This is a genomic window from Streptomyces candidus, assembly GCF_014207445.1.
Lineage (GTDB): Bacteria > Actinomycetota > Actinomycetes > Streptomycetales > Streptomycetaceae > Streptomyces > Streptomyces candidus.
In genome coordinates this window covers 389,750-414,522 of record NZ_JACHEM010000004.1, presented here as the reverse complement: position 1 = coordinate 414,522, position 24,773 = coordinate 389,750, and the positions used below count along the sequence as shown (strand labels likewise).

At 72.9% G+C, this 24,773-nt stretch carries 22 protein-coding genes and 1 tRNA gene; 13 read left to right on the top strand and 10 right to left on the bottom strand.

All coding sequences use genetic code 11. From position 1 onward, the window contains the following. Positions 1-135: 135 nt before the first annotated feature. From HNQ79_RS10590 to HNQ79_RS10555, 8 genes are all read left to right on the top strand, one after another. On the top strand, positions 136-615 hold the full coding sequence (locus tag HNQ79_RS10590) for a GNAT family N-acetyltransferase (RefSeq protein ID WP_185029594.1): 480 nt from the start codon (positions 136-138) through the stop codon (positions 613-615). 26 nt (positions 616-641) lie between these two features. Beyond that, positions 642-2,171, top strand: a complete 1,530-nt coding sequence (locus tag HNQ79_RS10585; RefSeq protein ID WP_185029382.1) for an ABC transporter substrate-binding protein — start codon at positions 642-644, stop codon at positions 2,169-2,171. Positions 2,172-2,173: 2 nt separating this feature from the next. Further along, the gene (locus HNQ79_RS10580) at positions 2,174-4,006 is read left to right on the top strand and encodes an ABC transporter permease subunit (RefSeq protein WP_185029593.1); all 1,833 of its coding nucleotides are present in this window, start codon (positions 2,174-2,176) and stop codon (positions 4,004-4,006) included. Continuing rightward, positions 4,003-5,484: an MDR family MFS transporter gene (locus HNQ79_RS10575; protein WP_185029381.1), complete on the top strand. Its 1,482-nt coding sequence runs from the start codon at positions 4,003-4,005 to the stop codon at positions 5,482-5,484. Before HNQ79_RS10580 ends, HNQ79_RS10575 begins: the two co-directional genes overlap by 4 nt. A 41-nt stretch (positions 5,485-5,525) precedes the next feature. Continuing rightward, complete coding sequence (locus HNQ79_RS10570; protein ID WP_185029380.1) at positions 5,526-5,930, top strand: PPOX class F420-dependent oxidoreductase; 405 nt, start codon at positions 5,526-5,528, stop codon at positions 5,928-5,930. Positions 5,931-6,013: 83 nt separating this feature from the next. Then, the gene (gene cysS / locus HNQ79_RS10565; RefSeq protein ID WP_185029378.1) at positions 6,014-7,411 is read left to right on the top strand and encodes a cysteine--tRNA ligase; all 1,398 of its coding nucleotides are present in this window, start codon (positions 6,014-6,016) and stop codon (positions 7,409-7,411) included. 145 nt (positions 7,412-7,556) lie between these two features. After that, a complete protein-coding gene (gene rlmB / locus HNQ79_RS10560) occupies positions 7,557-8,513 on the top strand; it encodes a 23S rRNA (guanosine(2251)-2'-O)-methyltransferase RlmB (RefSeq protein ID WP_185029376.1) in 957 nt (318 codons plus the stop codon). 158 nt (positions 8,514-8,671) lie between these two features. Continuing rightward, entirely contained in the window at positions 8,672-10,366 is a 1,695-nt protein-coding gene (locus HNQ79_RS10555; RefSeq protein ID WP_185029374.1) for a DoxX family protein, read from the top strand. A gap of 270 nt (positions 10,367-10,636) precedes the next feature. Here the strand turns inward: HNQ79_RS10555 and HNQ79_RS10550 are convergent, their stop codons facing one another. The 3 genes from HNQ79_RS10550 to HNQ79_RS10540 form a co-directional block, all read right to left on the bottom strand. Beyond that, complete coding sequence (locus HNQ79_RS10550; protein ID WP_185029372.1) at positions 10,637-11,368, bottom strand: nucleotidyltransferase family protein; 732 nt, start codon at positions 11,366-11,368, stop codon at positions 10,637-10,639. A 72-nt stretch (positions 11,369-11,440) separates the two neighbouring features. Next, positions 11,441-11,857 (bottom strand): hypothetical protein, encoded by a 417-nt coding sequence (locus HNQ79_RS10545; RefSeq protein ID WP_185029371.1) that lies wholly within the window; start codon positions 11,855-11,857, stop codon positions 11,441-11,443. A gap of 243 nt (positions 11,858-12,100) precedes the next feature. Further along, positions 12,101-13,240, bottom strand: a complete 1,140-nt coding sequence (locus HNQ79_RS10540) for an ABC transporter ATP-binding protein (RefSeq protein WP_185029369.1) — start codon at positions 13,238-13,240, stop codon at positions 12,101-12,103. Positions 13,241-13,450: 210 nt separating this feature from the next. Here HNQ79_RS10540 and HNQ79_RS10535 point away from each other — a divergent pair. Continuing rightward, positions 13,451-13,524, top strand: a tRNA-Thr gene (locus HNQ79_RS10535). A 69-nt stretch (positions 13,525-13,593) separates the two neighbouring features. Here HNQ79_RS10535 and HNQ79_RS10530 read toward each other — a convergent pair. Then, entirely contained in the window at positions 13,594-14,997 is a 1,404-nt protein-coding gene (locus HNQ79_RS10530) for an NAD(P)/FAD-dependent oxidoreductase (RefSeq protein WP_185029368.1), read from the bottom strand. Between the two features lie 149 nt (positions 14,998-15,146). Between HNQ79_RS10530 and HNQ79_RS10525 the strand changes: the two genes are divergently transcribed. Next, positions 15,147-16,337: a hypothetical protein gene (locus tag HNQ79_RS10525; protein WP_185029366.1), complete on the top strand. Its 1,191-nt coding sequence runs from the start codon at positions 15,147-15,149 to the stop codon at positions 16,335-16,337. Here the strand turns inward: HNQ79_RS10525 and HNQ79_RS10520 are convergent. Next, entirely contained in the window at positions 16,258-16,974 is a 717-nt protein-coding gene (locus HNQ79_RS10520) for a rhomboid-like protein (RefSeq protein ID WP_185029363.1), read from the bottom strand. The genes HNQ79_RS10525 and HNQ79_RS10520 overlap by 80 nt on opposite strands. Positions 16,975-17,322: 348 nt before the next feature. Here HNQ79_RS10520 and HNQ79_RS10515 point away from each other — a divergent pair, with 348 nt between their 5' ends. Together HNQ79_RS10515 and HNQ79_RS10510 are read left to right on the top strand one after the other, a co-directional pair. Beyond that, positions 17,323-18,312, top strand: a complete 990-nt coding sequence (locus HNQ79_RS10515) for an aminoglycoside phosphotransferase family protein (protein ID WP_229923520.1) — start codon at positions 17,323-17,325, stop codon at positions 18,310-18,312. Then, positions 18,309-18,782, top strand: coding sequence for a GNAT family N-acetyltransferase (locus tag HNQ79_RS10510; protein ID WP_185029362.1), 474 nt, complete (start codon positions 18,309-18,311; stop codon positions 18,780-18,782). The genes HNQ79_RS10515 and HNQ79_RS10510 overlap by 4 nt, the downstream gene beginning before the upstream one ends. 93 nt (positions 18,783-18,875) lie before the next feature. Here HNQ79_RS10510 and HNQ79_RS10505 read toward each other — a convergent pair whose 3' ends face one another. Beyond that, on the bottom strand, positions 18,876-19,889 hold the full coding sequence (locus HNQ79_RS10505) for a zinc-binding dehydrogenase (RefSeq protein ID WP_185029591.1): 1,014 nt from the start codon (positions 19,887-19,889) through the stop codon (positions 18,876-18,878). Between the two features lie 71 nt (positions 19,890-19,960). Then, complete coding sequence (locus tag HNQ79_RS10500) at positions 19,961-21,169, bottom strand: NAD(P)-binding protein (RefSeq protein ID WP_185029360.1); 1,209 nt, start codon at positions 21,167-21,169, stop codon at positions 19,961-19,963. Positions 21,170-21,422: 253 nt separating this feature from the next. On the opposite strand from HNQ79_RS10500, the gene HNQ79_RS10495 reads away from it, so the two are divergent. After that, positions 21,423-22,100 (top strand): pentapeptide repeat-containing protein, encoded by a 678-nt coding sequence (locus HNQ79_RS10495; RefSeq protein ID WP_229923521.1) that lies wholly within the window; start codon positions 21,423-21,425, stop codon positions 22,098-22,100. Positions 22,101-22,332: 232 nt separating this feature from the next. On the opposite strand, the gene HNQ79_RS10490 is transcribed toward HNQ79_RS10495, so the two are convergent. The 3 genes from HNQ79_RS10490 to HNQ79_RS10480 are packed head-to-tail and all read right to left on the bottom strand — an operon-like array spanning position 22,333 to position 24,658. Further along, entirely contained in the window at positions 22,333-22,836 is a 504-nt protein-coding gene (locus HNQ79_RS10490) for a hypothetical protein (RefSeq protein ID WP_185029590.1), read from the bottom strand. Positions 22,837-22,862: 26 nt separating this feature from the next. Further along, complete coding sequence (locus HNQ79_RS10485; RefSeq protein ID WP_185029357.1) at positions 22,863-23,495, bottom strand: response regulator; 633 nt, start codon at positions 23,493-23,495, stop codon at positions 22,863-22,865. Further along, positions 23,492-24,658 (bottom strand): sensor histidine kinase, encoded by a 1,167-nt coding sequence (locus HNQ79_RS10480; RefSeq protein WP_185029589.1) that lies wholly within the window; start codon positions 24,656-24,658, stop codon positions 23,492-23,494. The genes HNQ79_RS10485 and HNQ79_RS10480 overlap by 4 nt, the downstream gene beginning before the upstream one ends. Positions 24,659-24,773 lie beyond the last annotated feature (115 nt).

Below are 24,773 nucleotides of genomic sequence, written 5' to 3'. Positions count from 1 at the left end.
GATCGGAGGCGTGTGGTGACGGTGACGACGGATGCCCCCGGGGCCGCTGGGGGCCGGGCCTCCTCCCCTCCCCTCCCCGGGGGTTACGTGCTGCGGACCGCGACCGCCGAGGACGTCGGCGGGGCGCGGGCCGTCATGCTGGACACCGTCTACCGCGACCTGAAGTCCGGTTACGTACCCCGCTGGCACGCGGACATCATCGATCTCGACGGGGCCTATCTGCGGCCCGAACGGCGCACGCTGCTGGTCGTGGAGGACGCGGCGGGCGAGATCGTCGCCACCGGCGCGGTTCGCGACCAGGGGCCGGCCGCGCCGCCCAATCCGGAATGGGTGGCCGCCCGTTTCCCATCCGGAACCACCGCTCAGCTCTGCCGCATCTACGTCCGCCCGGAGCACCGGCGGCACGGTCTCGCGCGGGCGATCGTGAGCGAATTGTGCGACTTTGTCAGCAAGGTCGGTGGGTACGAGACGGCCTATCTGCACACCGATCCGGTTGTGCCGGGCGCCGAGCCCTTCTGGCGATCGCTCGCGGTCGAGGTCTGTGACGAGCGGAAGCTGCCCGGCGGTGGCCAGGGCATCGTCCACTTCGAACTGCCGGTGGCCACTGTCAAGTGACAATCATTTTCATGTAGGGTCGTGCCATGTCCTCGATACGTCGTGCCCTGCCGCGTGCGCTGCCCCTCGCAGCGACGGCCGCCGCCCTCGCCCTGACCGTCACCGCGTGCGCCGGAGGCACTGACTCCGGGGCATCCTCGGCGGGCGGCGACGGCGGCAGGGTCCGGGTGGCGCTCGCCTTCCCGCCCGCCCAGGCCATGTCCCCGTTCGGCGACGACGCGGTGACCCTCAGCCGCCTCGCGGTCGCCGAGGGCCTGACCACGCTAGGCAAGAACGGCGAGGCCCTGCCCGCGCTCGCCACCGAGTGGAGGCCGGACGGCGACAGGGCGTGGACGTTCACCCTCCGCAAGGCCGTCTTCCAGGACGGCAAGCAGCTCGACGCGCAGGCCGTCGTCCGCGCCCTGGACGCCGCCGAGAAGGCGTCGCCCAAGCCGCGCGTCCTGAGCGACACCGACATCGGCGCGACCGCGCAGAGCCCGCAGACCGTACGCATCACCACGAAGAAACCCGATCCGCTGCTGCCCCAACGCCTGGCCAACCCCTCGCTCTCGATCTTCTCGGAGGGCGCCTACAAGGCGGGCGGCAAGGTCGACCTGGTCGGCCACGCCACCGGCCCGTACACCCTCAGCAAGCTCAACGGGGCCGTCAGTGCCACCCTGACCAGGAACGACTCCTACTGGGGCAGCAAGGCCAAGGCCCCCGGCATCGACGTGAAGTTCGTGGCGGACGGCAAGGCTCGGGCGAACGCGCTGCGCGCCGGACAGACCGACATCGCCGAGTCCGTACCCGTCTCGCAGGTCTCGCTCCTGGCGGAGGGACAAGCCCGCGAGGTGCCGACCGCGCGCACCAACAGCCTCTACCTGAACACGGAGAAGGGCACCTTCACCGACGCCGGGCTGCGGGCCTCCGTCCGGGCCGCCACCGACAGCAAAGCCCTGGTCGAAGGCGTCTACGAGGGCCGCGCGGACACCGCTCAGGGTCTCTTCGGGCCGGGGGTGGCCTGGGCGGCGAAGCAGCGGGTGCCGGTGGAGGGGCGCGCCGCCGCCGCCCCGAAGGAGAAGGCCGCGGCGGCAGGGGAGATCGTCCTCGGCACCTACACCAACCGGCCCGAGCTGCCCGAGGTCGCCACCGCCGTCCAGCAGCAGCTGGAGAAGGCCGGATTCAAGGTCCGGCAGGTGGTGCGGGACTACGCGCGGATGGAGGCCGACGCGCTGGACGGAAAATTCGACGCGTTCATCCTGCCGCGCAACACCCTCCTCGACACCGGTGACCCCTCCTCGTACCTGAGCAGTGACTTCACCTGCGCCGGGTCCTTCAACCTCTCGCAGCTCTGCGACAAGGACGTGGACGCGGCGGTCGCGAAGACCGTCGGCGCCATGGACACCCCCGAGCGCCAGCAGGCCGAAATGGCCGCCGAGGCCAAGGTGCTGGGCACCGACGCGGTGATTCCGCTGGTGCACGAACGCTTCGTCCAGGGAGTCCGCGAGGGTGTCGAAGGCGTCTCGCTCGACCCGATGGAACGAACGCTGATCACCGCCGACACCCGTATCGGATGAGACTGCGCGCTCTCGCCGGACGTGCCGCAGCCCTTCTGGCCGTGGTGCTGCTCGTCGGCCTGCTGCCCTGGCTGACCAGGAACGATCCCGCGCTGACGATCCTGCACGCCCGCTACGCCGACCGTCCGGCCACCCCCGGGACGCTGGCGGCCATCCGTGCCGAGACCGGCCTCGACGGCGGCCCGGCGCACGTACTGGGCGGCTGGCTGGGCGGGGCCCTGCGAGGCGACTTCGGCACGTCGTGGGTGTCGGGCATGCCCGTGGGCCCGGACGTGACGGCGGCGCTCGGCGTGTCACTGACCCTGATGGCCTGCTCGCTGCTGGTGGCCGTGCTGGTAGCGGGACTGCTCTGCCTCCCGGTGCTGCGGCTCGGCGCGCGGCGGCGGCTCATGGGCCGGGGCGCCCGAGCCGGCGTCGTGGGCGCGGCGCTGGCCGCGCTGCCGGAGTTTCTGCTGGCCGCGCTGCTCGCGATCTTCTTCGCCGTACAGCTGAGGTGGTTCCCGGCCGTGGGCTGGGGGACCTTCGGCGCAGTCGTGCTGCCCGCCGCGGCGATGGGCGTCCCGGCGGGGGCGCTGCTCGGACGGCTCCTCGACGACGCGCTGCCCGCCGCCTTCGCGGAACCGTGGGCGAAGGCGGCAGTGGCGGGCGGCATCCCGGGCAGCCGGGTGGCGCGGCACGCCCTGCGGCGCTCGGTGCCGGGAGTGCTGCCGCAGTTCGGTTTCGTGCTCGTCGGGCTCACGGGCGGCGCGGTCGCGGTCGAGACGCTGTTCGCCATCCCCGGCCTCGGCGGCACGGCGCTGGGCGCCGCGCTCGCCCAGGACCTGCCGGTGCTCCAGTCGTCGGTGCTGGTGCTGCTGCTCCTGGGCGCGCTGGCGGGACTGGCGGTCCGAGGACTCGGGCGCGCCCTCGTGGGGCCCGCCCTGCGGGACCGGGCGCTGCCCCCGCTCGTACGGCCACGGCTGACGACCGGCCGCGGGCTGCGGTGGGCGGCAGTGCTGCTGACCCTGGCCTTCGTCGGTGTGGTGGTGGCCGGGCTGCTGCGGGACCCGTACGGCATCGACGCGGCGGTACGGCTCGGCGGGCCGAGTGCCGCGCACCCCCTCGGCACGGACTCGCTGGGCCGGGACACGCTGGCCCGGCTGGGCCACGGTGCGGGGCGCACCGTACTCACCGCGGTCGCGGTGAGCGCGCTGACGCTCGTGGTGGGAGTCCTGGTGGGACTGCTGCCCGGCGCGACCGGACTCACCGAGACGGCCAACGCGCTGCCGGCGATCGTCGCGGGGCTGCTGGTGGCGGGCGTCGCCGGACCGGGCGCGGGGGCGGCCGCGCTGGCCGTCGCGGCCGTCGCCTGGGCGCCGCTGGCCGCGCACACCCGGGCGCTGTACGAACAGGAACGGGCCGCACCGCACGTGGCGGTGGCCCTCTCGATGGGCGCGGGCCGCCGACGGATACTGCGGCGGCACGTACTGCCGGGAGTGCTGCCGCCGGTGCTGCACCACGCGGTGCTGCGCATCCCCGCGATCGCCCTGCACCTCGCCTCGCTGGGCTTCCTCGGCCTGGGCGCGGGCCCGCCCGCCCCGGAATGGGGCCGCATGCTGTCGGAGAACATGCCCTACGCCGAACGGGCACCCTGGTCGGTGCTCGCACCCGCGGGGGCGCTGGTGCTGTGCGGCGTGGTGGCCGTGCTGTGGGCCGCGGTCGGGGCCGGAGCACGGGGCCGCGGGCCACGCGGAGCCCGCAGGGAAGCGGCTGAGACGTCCACACCTGTGGACAGGGTGACGGGATCGGCGGCACGCGCCGACGGGGCGCCCGTCGCGGTAGGGGCACGGACATGAGAGGACGCGCGACGGACCGGCGGGGGCAGTCGACGGCCCCCGGCCGGGACGGGTCGCCGACGGCTCCGGGCCCTGACGCGCCGCAGGCGCCTCGGGGCCCCGACGGGGCGCAGGGTGCTCCGGGCCCCGACGGATCGCAGGGAGCCCTCCGCCCGGACAGGTCACCTGGTGCTCCGGACACGGCGGCCGGGGCGCGCCCCGCGCGCCCTCCCCAGGCCGAGCGCCGCCCCGACAAGGCGGCTGTCGCCGCCTCGCGGTGGCGGGCCCTCACCGAGATACGGGCGCTGCCCTCCTACCTCCGGCTGCTCGTCGGGACCCAGCTCGCCTTCAACGTCGGGTTCTTCGCCGTCCTGCCGTACCTCGCCCAGCACCTCGGGACCGGTCTCGGGATGGCCGGGTGGACGGTCGGGCTCGTGCTCGGGCTGCGGACGTTCAGCCAGCAGGGCCTGTTCGTGGTGGGCGGGGCACTGACCGACCGGTTCGGGCCGCGGCCCGTGGTGCTTGCCGGGTGCGTGCTGCGGATCGCAGGGTTCGTGTGGCTCGCGTTCGCGGGCAGCACGGGAACCGTCGTCGCGGCCGTGCTGCTCATCGGGTTCGCGGCGGCACTCTTCTCACCGGCCGTGGAGTCGGAGACCGCGCGGGAGGCCGTGCGGTTCGAGCAGGAGGACGGGACGCCCCGCACCCAGGTGCTGGCGGTGTTCTCGGCGGCGGGGCAGGCCGGGGCGTTCGTCGGACCGCTGCTCGGGTCGTTGCTTCTGTTCAGCGGGTTCCGGGCGGCCTGCCTCGCGGGTGCCGCCGTCTTCGTGGCCGTACTTGCGGGGCACTGGCGGCTGATGCCCGCGCGGCCGGCCGCGCACGCCCGGGAGCGCCGCGGAGGCGGGGTGCGGGCGCTGGTGCGCAGCCCCGGGTTCGTGCTGGTGTGCCTGGCGTACAGCTGCTACCTGGTCGCCTACAACCAGCTCTACCTGTCGCTGCCCGCCGAGGTGGAGCGGACGACGGGCTCCCAGGCCGCGCTGGGCTGGCTGTTCGCGCTGTCGTCGCTGCTGGTGGTGTGCGTACAGCTGCCGGTGACGCGATGGGCCGGGCGCCGGCTCGGGCTGCGGACGGCGCTGGTCGCGGGGCTGCTGGTGGTGGCGGCCGGGTTCCTTGGGGTGGCCGTCTGCGTACCGCTGCACCTGGGCGGGGCGGCCGGGCTGCTGCCGGGGGCGTTCCTCGTCGTGGCGATCACCCTCGGGCAGATGCTGCTGGTGCCGGCCGCGCGGGCCCTGGTACCGGACCTGGTGGACGACCGGCACCTCGGGCTGGCGATGGGCGCGCTGTCGTCGGTGTCCGGGCTGGTGGTGCTGGTGGGAAGTGCGGCGACGGGTGCGCTGCTGGGGGAAGGAGGCCTACTCCTGTGGGGCGGGCTGGCTTCCGTACCCCTCGCGGGGGCACTTCTCGCGGGGTGCCTGCGCCGTGACGGGCGGGCGGCGGGGTAGAGGTAGAAGTCCACCGTTCCCCCCGGAAGGATCCGCATCCCGTGTCTGCCGCACTCAGCGACAACCTCAAGGAACTCCTCGACACCCCCGTCTTCATCTCGGTCGCCACCATCCAGCCCGACGGCAGCCCCCAGGTCTCCCCGGTATGGGTGAAGCGCGACGGCGACGACGTGCTGTTCTCGACCACGGTCGGACGCCGCAAGGAGAAGAACCTGCGGCGTGACCCGCGGGTCACCGTCCTCCTCCAGCCCTTCGACGCCCCCTACTCGTACGCCGAGATCCGCGGCACCGCCGAGATGACCACCGACGGCGGCCAGGAACTCATCGACGAGCTGGCCCTGAAGTACACGGGCAAGAAGTACGCCGAGTTCAACCCGGCGTCCGTGAACGACACCCAGCGCGTCGTCGTCCGCGTCCGCGCCCGCAAGGTGGTCGGCAACATCTGAGGCACCGGCCGGGCCCGTCCCCGCCCGGATACGGCGGGGCGGGGACGGGCCGTTTCACGTGAAACACTCAGTACCCTTGTGGCGTGACTATTCGCCTGTACGACACCAGCGCCCGGCAGACGCGTGACTTCACCCCGCTCGTCCCGGGCTGTGTCTCGATCTACCTGTGTGGCGCGACCGTGCAGGCCGCCCCGCACATCGGGCACATCAGGTCGGGGCTGAACTTCGACATCATGCGCCGGTGGTTCGCGTACCGCGGCTACGACGTGACCTTCATCCGCAACGTCACCGACATCGACGACAAGATCATCGCCAAGTCCGCCGAGCAGGACCGCCCGTGGTGGTCCATCGGGTACGAGAACGAGCGCGTCTTCAACGACGGCTACACCGCCCTCGGCTGCCTCCCGCCCACCTACGAGCCCCGCGCCACCGGCCACATCACCGAGATGGTCGAGATGATGCTGGGCCTCATCGAGCGCGGTCACGCGTACGAGGCCGACGGCAGTGTCTACTTCGACGTCCGCTCCTACGACGACTACCTCCAGCTCTCCAACCAGGAGCTCGAAGGGCTGCGCCAGCCCCCGGAGGCCGGCATCACCGGCAAGCGCGACTCCCGCGACTTCGCCATGTGGAAGGCCGTCAAGCCGGGCGAGCCCTCCTGGGACTCGCCGTGGGGCCGCGGCCGGCCCGGCTGGCACCTGGAGTGCTCGGCCATGGCGCACAAGTACCTCGGCACCGCCTTCGACATCCACGGCGGCGGCATCGACCTGATCTTTCCGCACCACGAGAACGAGATCGCCCAGGCCAAGGCGTTCGGCGACGACTTCGCGAACTTCTGGGTGCACAACCACTGGGTCACCATGGCCAACGAGAAGATGTCGAAATCCCTCGGCAACTCCGTCCTGGTCAGCGACATGGTCAAGAAGTGGCGGCCGATCGTGCTGCGCTACTACCTCGGTACGCCGCACTACCGCTCCGCCATCGAGTACAGCGAGGGCGCCCTGCGCGAGGCGGAGTCCGCGTTCGCACGCATCGAGGGCTTCGTCCAGCGGGTCGTCGAGAAGGCGGGGCCGGTCGAGCCCGCCGCCGACGTGCCGCCCGCGTTCGCCGAGGCCATGGACGACGACCTCGGTGTCCCGCAGGCCCTCGCGATCATCCACACCACCGTCCGGCAGGGGAACTCCGCGCTCGCCGCGGACGACAAGGAAGCCGCGGTGGCACGCCTCGCAGAGGTCCGTGCGATGCTCGGAGTACTGGGTCTCGACCCGCTCGACCCGCACTGGGCCGGCGAGTCCGACCGGGGAGAGGACCTGCACGGGGTCGTCGACACCCTCGTACGCCTCGTGCTCGACCAGCGGCAGTCCGCGCGCGAGCGCAAGGACTGGGCGGCGGCCGACGCGATCCGCGACCAGCTCCAGCAGTCCGGACTGGTCGTCGAGGACAGTCCGTCCGGACCGAGGTGGACGCTCGGGCCCCGGTAGGGCTTGAGCGCCGGGCCTTCGCAGGGCCTTCCGATGTGCCGCCCGGGACCCCGGGCGGCACACTTCATTTACGCAACGAGATGTACGCAACGAGACGATCTGCATCGCCATGTGGGTCGCCGTATCCACAAGGAAACAGGTAGTCATGGCCGGCAACAGCCAACGCAGGAACCGCCGCACGACCAACAAGAAGGGCATGCAGGTCGGCAGCGGCGGCCAGCGGCGCAAGGGCCTTGAGGGCAGGGGCCCGACCCCGAAGGCCGAGGACCGCAAGAAGCACAAGGCGAACCGTCTCGCCACCGCCAAGGCCAAGCACGCCCAGGCGCGCCGCCCCGCACCCCGCCGCGGCGGCGTCAAGGGCACCTCGGAGATGGTCGTCGGCCGCAACCCGGTGTACGAGGCGCTGCGCGACGGCGTGCCCGCCATCACCCTCTACGTGCAGCAGTACATCGACAACGACGAGCGGGTCCGCGAGATCCTCCAGCTCGCCGGCGAGCGCGGCAAGATCAACCTGATGGAGGCGCCGCGCCCCGAGCTGGACCGGATGACCAACGGCCTCAACCACCAGGGCGTCGTCCTCCAGGTCCCGCCGTACGAGTACGCGCACCCGCAGGACCTCGTCGACGCCGCGCACGACAAGCACGAGGAGCCGATGATCGTCGCGCTCGACGGCGTGACCGACCCGCGCAACCTCGGCGCCATCGTCCGCTCGGTGTCCGCCTTCGGCGGCCACGGCGTCGTCGTCCCCGAGCGCCGCGCCGCCGGCATGACCGCCGGAGCGTGGAAGTCCTCCGCCGGTACGGCCGCCCGCACCCCCGTCTCGCGCGTCACCAACCTGACGCGCGCACTGGAGGAGTACAAGAAGGCCGGCATCACGATCGTCGGCCTCGCCGCCGACGGCGAGCACAAGGTCGAGGACCTGGAGCAGCTCGGCGGCCCCGTCGTCATCGTCATCGGCGGCGAGGGCAAGGGCCTGGGCCGCCTCGTCGGTGAGACCTGCGACTACCGGGTGCGCATCTCGATGCCCGGTGGCGCGGAGTCGCTGAACGCCGGTGTCGCGGCCGGAATCGTCCTGTACGAGACGGCTCGCCGCAGGAAGTGACCGCAGTGCGCGCGGAAGGGGCCCCGGATTCGTCCGGGGCCCCTTCCGCGCGTCGCCCCGCGTTGACCTGCGATGTCCGGGAGGACGCCCCGATTTGACGGGTCTCGGACAGATCGGCGGCGTCAAGGCAGTGTCCTAACCACACGTCACTCGGTTAGATGAGTGTGGACACCAGAACACCCGGGTTCGACGATCAGCCCGCCCTGAGCATGGTCAAGGTGCCCTGCGACCCGGCGCAGGTCATCGTCAACCACGCCAGCTTCCGCGTGCAGCTCGCCCCGACCAGGAGCGCGCGCCCCACCGTGGTGCGCGGTGGTCTGGACGGGACGGCGATGCTTCCGGCATTGAGCGGGGCGGGGGTGGGAGCCGGAGCGGCAGCGGCCGGCGCCGCTGCCGGACGCCGCAGGGCCCCCGTCATGTGGTCGGGCAAGTCCGAGCCGGGCGACCCCGGCGCGGGCGGGCTCCTCCAGGCGGTGCGCGGCACGACGGACACCGATCCCGACGCAGACCTCGACACCGGCGCCACCCAGCTGATCCCGCACATCGGCAGCCCCGCACACGCCCCGGACGACACCATGCAGACCCCGGTGGTGGACGGCGGGCAGGGTGGCGCACCGCACACCCGCATGCTGCCCCGGCTGCGGCAGGCGGAGGGCGCGTACGACACCTACGAGACCGACGAAGAGCCGTACGACGAGGGGGAGGTGACGGACGGCCGGCGCAAGGGCGACGCGCGCGCCCGGCACCCCTTCTACCCCGACCGGCGGATGAACCTCGGCGTGGTGCTGCTGCCGCTGCGCATCTTCCTCGGTCTCATCTCCGTCTACGCGGGCATGGGCAAGCTCTGCGACCCCGTCTTCTTCGACGGCGGCGAACGCGGCTCCATGGTCAAGTGGCTCAACTCGCTGCACCCGTGGGCGCTTGCCGAGCCGCTGCGGGACTTCGCCCTCCAGCACCCGGTAGGCGCCGGGCTCAGCGTGGCGTTCCTCCAGGTCGTCGTCGGTGTACTGACGATCCTGGGACTGTGGCAGCGGGTCGCCGGAGTCATCGGGGCGCTCCTGTCGGCGGCGCTGCTGCTGACGGTGAGCTGGAAGTCCGTACCGGCGTACGACGCCCCCGACATCATCTACCTCGCCGCCTGGTCGCCGCTGGTCATCGCGGGTGCCCCCGTGTACTCGCTGGACTCCCGGCTCGCGGGCGAGGCCTGGCGGACGCTGGGCCCGCGCAGCGAGGTGTGGGAGCTGCGGCGACGCGTGCTGCGGCGCGGCTTCCTGATGGTGACGCTCGTCGTCGGCCTGACGCTGCTGGTGGGCTCGGTGCTCGGCGGAGCGGTCCGGTCGGCCGAGGTCGTCGTGCCGGGTCCCGAGGACGACCCGGTCAATCACCTGCCCGGCCGGCCGCTCGCCACGGAACCCGGAGCCGTGCGCACCAGCGAGGGTCCGCGCAGGCGGGCCCCCTCGCCCGCGGTCACCGGCTCGGTGCGGCCGTCCTCCCGGCCCAGCGTCTCCGGCCCCCCACGTGCCACGAGCACGGCCGGGGCGGGCAGCACGGCCGGCCCCAGCCAGTCCACCTCGGGCTCCACCGGCCGCGCTCCCACCCGTGACACCGCCCCGGCGGCGACCACGGGCGGCGGCCCCACGTCCACCGCGGGGCCGACGACCAGCGGCGGCACAACCACCGGCGGTAACAACAACGACGCCGAGCCCGGCGGAAGTTCGAGCAGCGGGGGCTCCGCTTCGGGAGGTTCCGGCTCGGGTGGCTCGGGCTCGGGCGGGTCAGGATCCGGCGGTTCCGGGTCCGGCGGCTCGGGCAGCGGAGGCAGCGAGAGGGTGATCGGCGGCCTGCTCGGCTAGGCGGCTCCCGTGGAACGGCAGCAGGACCCGGCGTCTCGACGCCGGGTCCTGCTGCGTGCGTACGGCAGGCCGCGGGCCGGTGCGCGGCAGGCGCGTGCGTGCGGCGGGGGGACAGGCGTGAGCGTGCGGCGGGGCGACATGTGTGTGCGTGCGATGGTCGGCGCGGTGTGTGCGGCGGACCGTCCGTCGGCGTACGGCGCACACGTGCCCGCCGCGCGGTCTCCCGGCGGCGTACGGCAGGAGGCCGCTGCGGTGTGCGGCAGAGGGCGCTCAGCGGCCCTGTGCCGCAAGCTCCTTGGCCGCCTCGGTCAGGTCCTTCGCGGTGTCGATGGCGCGCCAGTACGCGCCCTGGGGCAGCGGGAAGCCGGCCAGGCTGCGGGCGCGGGCCAGCCGCGGGAACGTGGTGCGCTCGTGGTCGCCCAGGTCGGGCAGGAGGGCGGTGAAGGCCGCGGAGAAGACGTACACGCCCGCGTTGATGAGGTACGGGGACGGCGGCGACTCGATGAAGTCGGTGACGTTGCCGAACGCGTCCGTCTCGACGGCGCCCCACGGGATGCGGGGGCGGGCCAGGGCGAGGGTGGCGGCGGCGTCGCGCTCGGCGTGGAAGGCGGCCATCTCGCGCAGCGAGAATCGGGTCCAGATGTCCCCGTTGGTGGCGTACCAGGGCCGGTCGGGGTGCGGGAGGTGCTGGGCGGCGTACTTGAGGCCGCCGCCGCGGCCCAGGGGCTCCGTCTCGACGACCGTCTTGACGCGCAGGGGGAGTTGCGCGGCATTCTCGTACAGCCAGTCCTGGAGGACCTCTGCGAGGTGCCCGCAGGAGACGACGGCGTCAGTGACGCCCTCCTCGGCCAGCCAGGAAAGCTGATGGCCGATGATCGGAGTCCCGGTTCCGGGAATCTCGACCATCGGCTTGGGGCGGTCGTCGGTGTACGGACGCAGTCGCGAGCCCTGGCCGCCGGCCAGGACGACGGCCTGCGTGGGCGTCGTGGGATGGGGGGTCATGCGAGGGACGATATGCGCCGCGCGGGGCGCAGTGGGTCACGGACAGCGCCGCCGCTTCTCCTGTCGGGGCACTCAGTTGTGGTGCTGTGCGACGCCGGACGCGAAGGACGTGTCGCAGACGGGCCGCGAGAACGACTGTGCGCGGGTGGGCCCGTAGTGCGTGACGGCGGCACGGCCGAGCGCGCGGGCGATCTCCATGCAGTGCTTGGCGAGCGAGGGGCGGCGTTCGACCTCGCGCTGGAGGTGTGTGAGCGCCGTGCCGGGGTCCTTTTCCTGAAGTTCCACCAGGAGCCGGTCGCGCAGAATATCCTGCGGAGCACGGGACTTGGCCTGGCTGGAGACGCCCTGCGAGGACGCGGTCAGCATCTGGGACTCGGGAGTGCCTGCCACCCACGGGACGCGGGTGACGGCGAGGGTCCCGGAGAGGACCAGGACGACAGGCAGGACGAGGGCGAGAGTTCGGCCGATGCGGCGGGCTGAGTGAGTCACGCGAGTGAGCGTAGCTGCCGGTGACGATTTGGCGACATTCCGTCACCCTCACGAGGGATGGTTCGATGCTCCTTTTCGAATCCCGTGTTGACGTACAGCGATCGAAATGCCCACTGTGCCGGGGTATTTGTCGACAGCCCGGATTGCTGTGACACCGCATCGGAGTGGAAACCGGATCGCCGGGGACGGACGCGCGAGGGGCCCCGCACCGGAGTGCGGGGCCCCTCGACGGATCCTGCGTCCTCAGTCGCTGAGGCGCTCGCCCGTCTTCGTGGAGAAGACGTGCAGCTCGCCAGGGCGCGGGACGACGTGCAGTTCGGTGCCCTTCTCCGGGACGGCGCGGCCGTTGACCCGTACGACCAGGTCCTTGTGCTCGCCGCCGACCTCGGCGGAGCCGTAGACGTAACCGTCGGCGCCGAGTTCCTCGACGACGTTGACGGAGACGGCCAGACCGGCCGGGGCGTCGCTGGTGTTCTTCGACAGCGACTTGGCGGCCTCGCCGCCGCCCAGCTCGACGATGTCGAAGTGCTCGGGGCGGACGCCGACGTGGACGGTGGTGTCGCCCTTGTCGGCGGCGGCGGACAGTGCCTCGCGGCTGACCGGCACGACGCTGTTGCCGAACTTCACGCCGCCGTCGGTGATCGGGACCTCGATCAGGTTCATGGCCGGGGAGCCGATGAAGCCGGCGACGAAGAGGTTGACGGGGCGGTCGTACATGTTGCGCGGCGAGTCGACCTGCTGGAGCAGGCCGTCCTTCAGTACGGCCACCCGGTCGCCCATGGTCATGGCCTCGACCTGGTCGTGCGTGACGTACACCGTGGTGATGCCCAGGCGGCGCTGGAGGCTCGCGATCTGCGTACGGGTGGAGACGCGGAGCTTGGCGTCGAGGTTCGACAGCGGCTCGTCCATGAGGAAGACCTGCGGCTCGCGGACGATGGCGCGGCCCATGGCGACACGCTGGCGCTGACCGCCGGAGAGGGCCTTCGGCTTGCGGTCCAGGTACTCGGTGAGGTCGAGGATCTTCGCGGCCTCCTCGACCTTCTTGCGGATCTCGGCCTTGTTCACGCCGGCGATCTTCAGGGCGAAGCCCATGTTGTCGGCGACGGACATGTGCGGGTACAGCGCGTAGTTCTGGAACACCATGGCGATGTCCCGGTCCTTCGGCGGCAGGTGCGTGACGTCGCGGTCGCCGATGCGGATCGCGCCGCCGTTGACGTCCTCAAGACCCGCGAGCATGCGCAGGGAGGTCGACTTTCCGCAGCCGGAGGGGCCGACGAGGACGAGGAACTCGCCGTCCTCGATGTCGATCTCCAGCTGGTCGACGGCGGGCTTGGTCGAGCCCGGGTAGATCCGGGTCGCCTTGTCGAACGTGACAGTAGCCATGGTGCGGCGTCTCCTTCACCGGCAGGAACGTGCCGGACGATCCGTTGTAAGGGAGTGAGGTGAAGTGGTCTGGTCCAGTGCGGACGACCAGGGGTGACGGTACCCGGGGGCCGGGGATCTGTCAGTAGGTCCGGCGCGGCGAATCCGTGGGCCGGGTGGGCAAAACCGCTGTCCGTGCGGGTGGCGAGTCCGGTTAGACTGCTGCCACACGCCTCCTTAGCTCAGCTGGCCAGAGCAACGCACTTGTAATGCGTAGGTCATCGGTTCGAATCCGATAGGGGGCTCCGCCAGGGCAAACGCCCCGCACGGCTGCCGTGCGGGGCGTTTCCTGTTGCGAATCCGGCCGGGAGGGCTCAGCGCCCCGCGATCCGGTCCGCGAAGGTGGCGAGGGGGTGCGTGCCGGTGGTGCGGCCGGACAGTTCGCGGCGGTCGGCCTCGCGGTAGGCGGCGTACATGCCCTGGACGCCGAGCCAGCGGAGCGGTTCGGGCTCCCACTTGCGGACCCTGTGGTTGACCCAGGGAAGGGCGGTCAGATCGGTGGGGCCGCCCTGCCCCGAGTCCTGGAGGACGAGGTCACGGAGGGTGCGGGCGGCGAGGTTGGCGGTGGCGACGCCGGAGCCGACGTAGCCGCCCGCCCAGCCGAGCCCGGTGGAGCGGTCGAGGGTGACGGAGGAGCACCAGTCGCGGGGGACGCCGAGGACGCCGGACCAGGCGTGGGCGACGCGGGTGCCCGCGAGGGTGGGAAAGAAGCGGACGAGGATCTCGCGGAGCGCTTCCACGGTGGCGGCCTGGGTGCGGCCGTCCTTGTCGGTCCTGGAGCCGTAGCGGTACGGGACCCCCCGGCCGCCGAGGGCGATGCGGTCGTCCGCGGTGCGCTGCGCGTACATGTAGGCGTGGGCCATGTCGCCCAGGGTTTCGCGGCCGTCCCAGCCGATGGCCGCCCAGCGGTCGGCGGGGATCGGCTCGGTGACGATCATCGAACTGTTCATGGGGAGCCAGGAGCGCTTCTGGCCCTTGAGGTTCGCGGTGAAACCCTCGGTGCAGCGCAGGACGTACGGGGCGCGGACGGTGCCGTACGGGGTGCGGGCGTGCTGGGGGGTGATCTCGCTGACGGGGGTGGACTCGTGGATGGTCACGCCGAGGGCCTCGACGGTGTCGGCGAGGCCCTTGACGAGCTTCGCCGGGTGCAGGCGGGCCCCGTGCGGGGTCCAGGTGGAGCCGACGGCCCCGGTGACGCGGACGCGGGCGGCGGTGTCGCGGGCGCCCAGGAGCAGACGGTCCTTCTCGCCGAAGGCGAGTTCGGCGGCGTGGAAGTCCCGGAGGCGGCCCCACTGGGCCGGTGTGCAGGCGACTTCGAGGACGCCGCCGCGGTGGATGTCGGCGTCGATGCCCTCGGCCGCGGCCGTGTCGATCACCTCGGTGACGGTGTCGTTCATGGCCTGCTGGAGGCGGACAGCGGCCTCCTTGCCGTGCTGCCGGGCGTAGCGGTCGCGGCCGGCGATGCCGTGGTAGAGCCAGCCGCCGTTGCGGCCGGAGGCTCCGTAACCGCAGAACTTGGCCTCCAGGACAGTGATCTTGAGGAACGGGACGGCCTTCTTGAGGTAGTACGCCGTCCACAGGCCGGTGTAACCGCCGCCGACGATGCAGAGGTCGGCGGTGGTGTCGCCGGGGAGGGGCTCGCGGGGGGCGGGTATGCCGTCGTCGGCGTACCAGAAGGAGATGCCCCCGTTGGTGGTGCCGGGGTTCGGCTCGCGCATGCTGACCTTCGTCCTGTGTGGCTCGTGGCTGCTCAGGGGTGGTGCCGGGACGCTAAGGGGCGGAGCCGGGGTACGGCAATGGGCGGTTCGTCGGGTCGGCGGGGCTGGTTCTGCGCGACTTGTCGGGGGGCGGGGGCGTTGGACGGGGCATGAGGACAGATCTGTTTCTGCCGCCGCAACCGGCGCCGTCGTACGTTCCCGCGCCCTTCGAGGGGCTCGTCCTGAGGCCGGAGCGGGTGGAGCGGATCGGTGACCACCGGTGGTCGGTGTGGGTCGGCGCCGACCAGCTGGTGGACCGGGAGTGGGAGGGCGGCCGGCGCGGCTTCCTCGCGGACAGCGAGGCCAACGCCGAGCTGACGGAACTGCTCTGGCAGCGTCACTGGGACTTCGGAGTGGTGGGGTCCCTGGTGCTGGGCGCGGCGGAGATCCGGGTGCTGCGGACCGGGGGGCGCGGAGCGGGGACCGTGCAGGTGGAGGCGCCCGAAGTGCTGGACGGGGTGCAGCGGCTGGGAGTGCTGCGGTGCGCGGTCGAGGACGGATTCCCGCGGGACTGCCTGGAGCGGGCGCTGGTCCGGGTGGAACTGGTGACGGGGCCGGCGGTCGGGATCGTACGGGGGGAGCTGGACGCGGAGGACCGCCGTCGCAACCCGGCCACCGCCCAGGACGAACTGATCCGGGATCCGAACCTGCTGCGGGTGATGCGGCAGTTCCGGGCGGACGGGGTGCGGTTCGCCGTACGGCGGGGCGAGGTGCGCGAACCGTACGACGCGGAGGGGGACGGGCGGTGCGTGACGGTGGAGGAGGCGACCTCGGCGCTGGCGTGCCTGGCCCCGGGCGCCAGGCTGGAGGTGGCGCACGCGGCGGCCGACGCGGCGGGCCGGGAGCGGCTGTGGGCGGACCGCGGCGGGGAGGCGTACCGGGTGGTGTTCAACGACGGCACGCAGGCGCTGGGGGTGCTGCGTGCGGTGGAGATCGCGCGTCGCGTGCGGGGCGTGGTGGCACGGATGGGGCGGGGGAAGCGCTACGGGCACGCCCATCTGTGGCGCGACGTGCCGCAGTTGGCGGTGTGGGCGGTGGGACGGCAGTTGCCGCTGGTGGATCTGCACAAGGAGGCACGGGGCCCGGGGGCGGTGGACTGGGACGCGCTGGTGCAGGAGCGGCTGGAGGGGCTGACGGTGGGGGTGGCCGAGGGACTGCGGACCGCGTACGCGGCGATCCGGCCGACGGGGGAGAGCGGACGGCGGCTGCGCCACGAGACCGTCAGGGGGCTGGCGTTCTGGGAGGAACTGCTCGACGCGTACGGCTCGTACGGAGACGCCGCGGCCCTGGATTCCTTGTGAGCGGGTAGCAGGCGAGGCCGATGAGCACGGCGCTGAAGTGCCCGATGTCGGTGAACGTGCGGCCGTTGACGAGGGGCAGCGCGTAGAAGGTGACGACGCCGAAGAGGTAGACGTACCGCCAGGGGGAGGGGATGCGGTACGTGAGGACGGCGACGACCCCCGCGAGGGCGTAGCTGACGCCCACGTCGAGCGTGTTGACCGACTCCGGCTCTGCGATGCCGTGACGGATCGCCCAGCCGAGGACGCCTTCGCCGAGGTACGTGGCGCCGATGTGCGCGGCGGCGACGACGGCGAGCCAGCGGAGGGTGCCGAGCCGGCGTTCGGCGGGGGCGTGGAAGACCGAGTAGAGCACGGCGTAGAGCAGCCAGGTGCGCCAGGTCCCGCCGTCGAGCCACAGGGCGGAGGTGACCAGGACGCGCACCGGGTGCTCGGAGAGGTGGTGGATGTTGGTGGACCGCCGACGGAGGAAGTCGTCGGTGAGGGCGGGGTCCATGTGGTGCAGGACGACGGTGGTGAGGAAGAGGACGCCGAGCCAGATGTAGGTGCCGGGGGCGGTGCGACAGAGACGGAGCGCGGCTCTGAAGGGGGCGAGGGGGACGCTGAGAGGGGTGGGGGGAAGGAGGAGCATGCGGGGCATGGGGTGATTGTGGTGGTGCGGGGTGAGGAGAGGGCGGGGCCGCGCCGGGGTGGCGGTGAGGAGGCGGCGGGCCGTGCGTCAGGGGTGGGGCGGCCCGTCGGACTGCCCGTCCGGCGGGTTCGGTCCGCCCGGCGTCCGGGGGCGCGCCGGACCTCGTAGGGGAAGCGGGAGGCAGCGCCCCCTCGCACCGCGTTTTAACGCGCGCGGCCCGTCGGAGCCGTCTGCCCAGCACAGTGGGACCCGTACATCCGCAACAGCGGAACCGGCCCAGGGGTACGGCCGGGCCCGGTCGGCCCCGCGCGGCGACGGGTTCCCGTCCGGCCGCGTGCTGAGAAGGAGCGCAAGAGAGTGCAGCAGCCGAACCCGGTGGAGGTTCCCGCAGGACTCGTCGAGTCGCAGGTCCGGTGGAACGGGGAGGAGGGCCGCGCCTGGGCCGAAGCGCTGCCCGGCCAGGCCGCCGAGTACCTGGCGCGCTGGGGGCTGCGCCGCGACGGTCCCGCTCTGCACGGGGCGGCGGCGCTCGTGCTGCCCGTGCTGCGGGAGGCGGACGGCATGCCCGCCGCCCTGAAGTTCCAGCTCCAGGAGGAGGAGAACGCGGGGGAGGCCGACGCGCTGCGAGCCTGGGGCGGGCGACGGGCGGTCGCGCTGCTGGACGCCGACGACACCACCGGCACCCTGCTCCTGGAGCGGCTCGACGAGCACCGGTCGCTCGGTGGTGCGGCGGGCGCGGTGGAGGGCGTCCAGGTGATCGCCGAACTGCTGGCCGAGCTGACCGCGTACCCGGCCCCGCCCGGCCTGCGGCGCCTCGGGGACCTCGCCGACGCCATGCTGGACGCCGTGCCGCAGCTGCTCCCGGGGGTGGCGGATCCGGCGCAGCGCACGCTGTTGTGGCGGTGTGCGTCGGCTCTGCGCGAGGTGGCGGACGAGCCCGGCGACCGGCTGCTGCACTGGGACCTGCACGGGGAGAACATCCTCGCGCCGAGGAAGGACTCGCCGAGGGCGGCCGACCGGCGGGAGGGCCGTGGGAGGACGGCATCCGAGGGGGAGGCAACTCCCTCCGGGAGGGCGGAGCAGTGGGTCGCCATCGACCCCAAGCCGCTCGCGGGGGACCCCGGCTTCGACCTCTTCCCCGCGCTCTGGAACCGCTTCCGGGCCGATGAGGTGCTGCGCCGCTTCGACCTGATGACCGAGGTGATGGACCTGGACCGGCGGCGGGCCGCCGGCTGGACGCTGGGGCGGGTGATGCAGGGCAGTTTGTGGGAGCCGGCCCGAGGGGAAGCCCGGATGCCGGACACGCATGCGGTGATCGCGGAGGCCCTGCTTACGCTGCGGACATGATTCGCAGAGCTGTGGAGAGCGACGTTCCGGAAATCTTCGCGATGGTGAGGGAACTCGCGGAGTACGAGCGGGCGTTGGAAGAGGTGAGGGCGGACGAGGAGCACTTGCGGGAGGCGCTCTTCGGGCAGAACCCGGCGGCGTTCGCACACATCGCGGAGGGAGAGGCGGGGGAGGCCGTCGGGTTCGCGCTGTGGTTCCTGAACTTCTCGACCTGGCGGGGAGTGCACGGGATCTATCTGGAGGACCTGTACGTACGGCCGTCCGCGCGCGGCGGCGGCTACGGCAAGGCCCTGCTCACCGAGCTCGCCCGCACCTGCGTGGAGCGGGGGTACGAGCGGCTCGAATGGTCGGTGCTCAAGTGGAACCGGCCGTCCATCGACTTCTACGAGGCGCTGGGCGCGCGCCCGCAGGAGGAGTGGGACGTGTACCGGCTGACGGACGACGCGCTCAAGCAGCTGGGGACTGTGTAGGGAGGGGCGATACCGGTAGCGGCGGTACGCGGGGGAGTAGGGCCGCGGGGTGTAAGGCCCCGGGGGCGAGATTGCGGGGGCGGGCGCGGGTGCTCAGGGCTCCAGGACGACCTTGCCGACCGTGTTCCTGTTCTCCAGGTCGTGGTGGGCGCGGGCGGCCTCCGCGAGGGGGTAGCGCTGCACGGAGGGGCGCAGGCTGCCCTCGGCGGCCAGGGCGAGGGCGCGGGTCTCCAGGGTGCGGATCGGGTCGTCGCCGCCCGCCTTCCGCAGCATGAGCGGGCCGAGGACGGATTGTGAGGTGATGCCGCGCTCGGCGAGTTCGGCGTCGGTGAAGGTGAGCGGTTCGCCGTCGAGCGGACCCTTGCCGGACCAGCCGAAGACGAGGTGCTCGCCGCCCGGGGCGAGGAGGTCCACGGCGGCACGGCCGGTGTCGCCGCCGACCGAGTCGAACACGGTCGTCGCACCGCCCAGGCCGCGCTCGGTGAGGTAGCCGCACACCTCGTCCGGCCAGCCGGGGACCGTGTAGTCGACGGCGAGGTCGGCACCGTTGGCTGCTACGTGGGCGGTCTTCGCGGGACCGCCCGCCAGACCGACGACGGTGCCGCCCGCGTTCTTCACGTACTGGACGAGGAGCGTGCCGATGCCGCCCGCGGCGGCCGGTACGAGGGCGACGGTGTCGGCGGTGATCTCGGTGCACAGGAGGATGCCGAGGGCGGTGCGGCCGGTGCCGATCATGGCGATGGCCTCGGCGTCGGACAGGGTGTCGGGGACGGGGTGGAGGCGGGCGGCGTCGGTGACGGCGAGCTCGGCGTAGCCGCCGGGGTTCATCCCGAGGTGGGCGACGACCCGCCTGCCGAGCCAGGACGGGTCGGTGCCCTCGCCGAGGGCTTCGACAATGCCGGCGACCTCGCGGCCGGGAATGGTGGGGAGTTCGGTGGGAGCGGGGAGCGGGCCCCGCATGCCCTGACGCAGGGCCGTGTCCAGGAGGTGCACGCCGGCTGCGGTGACGCCCATCCGGACCTGGCCGGGCCCGGGACGGGGATCCGCGGTCTCCTCGAAGAGGAGGTTCTCGGCAGGGCCGAAGGCGTGGAGGCGGATCGCGCGCATGGTCAACTCCCCTGGTGAGGCGATGTCTTCGCCGTACGAGGGCCACTCTTCGACCTCAAGCGTGCTTGAGGTCAAGGTCGGCGCCCCGCGTGCTGGGGGCGTGCCGAGCGGAGAGCGAGGGAGACGGCCTCCAGTGCGCTGTTGAACGACACCTCCGCGAGCAGGCCCGGCGCCGCGACCTGGTCGCCCGCCAAATAGACGCCGTTGCCGCGGTCGATGGCGGGGCGGTCGCGCCAGGTGGTGCCGGGCAGGTCCACCGCGCCGGTACGGCCCGCGGCGAGGGCTTCGGTGCGGTGGGTGACGCGGCCGGGCCAGTGCGGGAAACCGAGGTCGAGGAGGCGTTCGGCGCGGGCGATGCCGTCGGCCTTCGACTCGGCCGGGGCCACCGGGAACTGGGCCTGGACGAGCTGTTCGCCGGGCGGGGCGAGGGTCGGGTCCTGGGCGGTGAAGCGCTCGATCCAGCCGGGGGCGTCCAGGTCGGACACGATGAACGCGTCGCCGCGCCGGGTGCGCAGCCCCAGGTCGAGGAGCACGGTGCGGCCGCTGTCCCAGGCGAGAGAGGGGTCGCTGAGGAGGCCGCGGGCGGCGGGAAGGGAAGTCGCGACGATCACCGGGCCGTGGGCGGCGGCGGAGGCGACGTCGGCGGCGGTGAGGCGCGAGTCGGTCTCGATGTGCACCCCGAGGCCGCGGGCGCGGGAGGCGAGCCGGTCCACGACCGAACTCCATCCGCCCACCGGGTACTTGGCCTCGGGAGGCATGGCCAGGACCCGGTGCAGGCGCTCCTGTACGAAGCGGGCGGAGAGGGAGCCGGGGTCGTGGTGGAACACGGCGACGCCGAGGGAGTTCGCCGCGTACCGGGCCTGCCGTTCGCCGATTCGGGACGTCGCCCAGGTGAGGAAGTCGGTGTCGACGGGGGCTTCGGCGGCCTGCTTGCGACCGAGTCGCAGGAGGGGGAGGGGCGGCATGCGGTGGAGGGAACCGGAGCGGTGGAAGCGGGTGCGGGCCGCCGCCCGGAAGGGGACGGCAGCGACCGGGCCGATCAGGTCGCGCTGCTGGAGCCAGGTCCACAGCGGACCGCGCGAGTACAGGGCGTGCGGGCCCTCGTTGGCCTTGTACGGGCCGGTGGTGGTGCGGGCGCGACCGCCCGGCGTGCGGTGCGACTCGTGGAGGCGGACCTGGGTGTGGCCGGACTCTGCGGCGGTGACGGCTGCGATCAGACCGGCGAGTCCGCCGCCGACGACGGTGACGGTGCCGGGGGTGGAGATGGGGTGCGGATTCATGGCGGGTGCCTCCCTGGGCTGGGGCGGTGGTGCCTTTGGGAGTGGTGACGGACGCGGGCGGCGCAGTGTGACATCGGTCGGCGTGGGTTCTTTCCGGGCGGGGACTGCCCGGTGCTACCAGGGCTTCCCGGGGCGGGGAGCGGGTCGTTCAGCGGGCCGGTGGGGCGGTGGGCCCGGGGCCGCGGGCTGCGCGGAGTGCGGGGCCGGGGGCGGCCGGGGAGGAATTGTCAGTGGGGTGGGGCAGCATGGCCGTATGGCTCGTGCGGTGAAGAAGAACCAGGTCCCGGCGGTACGGCGTCCCGAGGTGCGGCTGCCGGAGCTGCTGCCCTTCGAGGACGGCGTCTTGGAGTCGGAGGGCGACTACGACGCGCTGGAGTTCCGGGAACTCGACTTCGCGGGACAGGAGGGGCGGGGCGCGCGCTTCATGGACTGCGGGCTGTACGCGGTGGCGCTGGACGAGACGCGGCTGGGGCGGGCGCGGTTCATGGACTGCGTACTGGAGGGCGTGCGTGGCGTCGGTACGCAGCTCGCGGAGGTGTCGCTGCGGGACGTGGAGATCGTCGACGCGCGGCTGGGCGGGACGCAGATGCACGGGTCGGTGCTGGAGCGGGTGGTGGTGCGGGGCGGGAAGATCGACTACCTGAACCTGCGGAAGTCGAAGCTGGTGGACGTCCTCTTCGAGGGGTGCGTGCTGGTCGAACCGGACTTCGGTGACGCGGGCCTCACGCGGGTGGAGTTCCGGGACTGCGTACTGAAGGGGGCGGACTTCAGCGGGACGACGATGCGGGACGTGGACCTTCGCACGGTCGCGGAGCTGGGGATCGCACGGGGCGTGGAGAGGCTGCGGGGCGCGGTGATCAGCCCCACGCAGATGCTGGACCTCGCGCCGGTCTTCGCGGCGGCAATGGGGGTGCGGGTGGAGGGGATGTAGCGGGTGCGGCGAGGTTCGCGCCCTGCGGCGGACGGGCGCCGGACCGGCCCACGGGACGGGATCGGCTGACGGACGGGCCCGCGACTCGTGCACCGGTCGAGCCAGGGACTGGCTCCACGCGAGGCGCCAGGAACTCGCGCAGCGTACGGGTACGGGACTCGCCCGGCGGACAGGCCCGGGACTCTCCTGCCGTGCGGGCCCGCGACTCGTGCACCGGCCGCGCCAGCGCGGCTCAGTTCCCGATACGCGGGTACTTCGCCTGGAGCGTCCACAGGGCCGGGTTGTCGGCCAGGCCGTCGTGCATGTCCGTGAGGTCCGCGATCAGGTCGTGGAGGAAGTCCCGGGCCTCGCGGCGCAGAAGACGGTGGCCGAAGGTGAGCGGGGCCTCCTCGACCGGCATCCAGTCCGCCTCCACGTCCACCCAGCCGAAACGTCGCTCGAAGAGCATCCGGTCCGTGGACTCGGTGAAGTCGATCTCCGCGTACTGCCGGTGCGCCGAGCGGCTGCCGCGCGGGTCCTGGTCGAGTTGCTCCACGATGTCGCACAGCGCCCACGCGAAGTCCAGCACCGGAACCCATCCCCACGACGTGGACACCTCCCGGTCCGCCTTGGTGTCCGCGAGGTACACGTCCCCGCAGAACAGGTCGTGCCGCAGCGACCGGACGTCCGCGCGGCGGTAGTCAGTCTGCGGAGGGTCGGGGAAGCGGCGGGAGAGGGAGTAACCGATGTCGAGCACGTAGCCGATGGTCGCACGTAAGGCGTTCACGGCAGCAGCCGCTGTTCCTTCGCCACCGCCACCGCCCCCGCCCGTGTGTCCACTCCGAGCTTGGCGTAGATGCGCCCCAGGTGGGTCTTGACCGTCGCCTCGCTGATGAACAGGGCGCGGGCGATCTCGCGGTTGCCGAGGCCGTGGGCCAGCTGGGCGAGGATCTCCGACTCGCGGTCGGTGAGGGTGGGGCGGCCCGCGCCGCGCAGCTGCGCCATCACCCGGCTGGCGACCGGCGGGGAGAGGGTCGTGCGGCCCTGGGCGGCGGAGCGGATCGCGGCGAAGAGTTCCTCGGGGCGTTCCGCCTTCAGCAGGTACCCGGTGGCACCCGCCGCGATGGCACGGGTGATGTCGGCGTCCGTGTCGTACGTGGTGAGGACGAGGACGTGCGGACCGGTGCCCGCGATGCGGCGGGTGGCTTCGACGCCGTCGATGCCGTCGCCGAGCTGGAGGTCCATGAGGACCACGTCGGGGCCGAGTTTGGCGGCCGTGGCAACCGCCTCCTCGCCGTTTCCGGCCTCGCCGACGACCTCGATGTCCGGTTCGCTGGAGAGCAGGGCGAGCAGGCCCGCCCGTACGACCACGTGGTCGTCGCAGAGCAGGACGCGTACGGGGCCGGGGGTCGTCACGGGGTGGGCTCCAGGGGGATGGCGAGCGGAATCGCGGCGGACAGAACGGTGCCCTCACCGGGCGCCGACTCGACGGCGAGGGTGCCGCCGAGCTGCTGGACACGGGCGCGCATCGCGGGCAGACCGTGCCCGCGCACACCGGTCGGGCCGGGCAGCGTATGGGTGTCGAAGCCCCGGCCGTCGTCGGCGATGTCGAGGACCACCTGATCGTCCAGGTAGGTGAGCGTGAGGGCGGTGGCGCTCGCGTGCGCGTGTTCGCGCACGTTGGCGAGGGCGCCCTGGGCGATGCGGAGCAGCGCGCTCTGGACGCGGTCCGGCAGGGGCGCGGCCGGCGCGGTGCCGTCGACGCGGAAGCGGGCGTCCTCGCGGGCGGCGACCGTGCGCAGGGCTTCCTCCAGTCCGCCGCCGCGCGCGCCCGCCTCGGCGAGGTCGGCGGGGGCGAGGTCGTGCACGAACCGGCGGGCCTCGGCGAGGTTGCGTTCCGCGATGGACGTGGCGGTACGGACGTGCCGCCGGGCGGTCGCCGGGTCCGCGTCCCATATCCGGTCGGCGGCCTGGAGCAGCATCTGCTGGCTGGACAGGCCCTGGGCGAGGGTGTCGTGGATCTCCATGGAGAGCCGCTGGCGTTCGGCGAGGGTTCCTTCGCGGCGCTCGGTAGCGGCCAGTTCGCGCCGGGTGCGCAGGAGATCGTCGATGAGGGTGCGCTGGCGTGCGGCCTGACGCTGCATGTGGACGAAGGTTGCGGCGGCCACTGCGGCGACGGCGGGCGTGCCCAGGACGATCGTGGGGTCGAGGCCGCCGGTGGAGAGCTGGAGCTGGGCGGTGACGACGACACCGGTGAGGAGCGTCACGAGGGCGAGGGCGGTACGGGTGGGGAGGGTGCGCAGGGCGATGTAGAAGAGGGGGACGGCGCACCAGGCGAAGCTCGGCGCGAGCACGACCAGCAGCGCCCAGACGAGCAGAACGACGGCGAGGCGCAGGCGCGGGTGGGAAGCGGCGGTTCCGTCGCCGTGCCGGGCCGGGCGGACGACGTACAGCAGCACGTGCAGGGCGGCGAGGGTGACGCTCAGGCCGATGATCCACGGCGTGCGGGGCTCGCCGGGGTGCCGCAGCAGGAAGCGGATCAGGGAAGCGCCGAGGAGGACGAAGAACGCCGCGTGCATGACGAGGGCGAGCCGGCGGGTGTCCGGATCGTCCGGCGGGGCGGGGGAGCGGGGGGTGTCGTCCTGGGGCAAGGGGCGCTCCGGCGTGGAGGGAGGGGGCTGGGTGGGAGGTCGG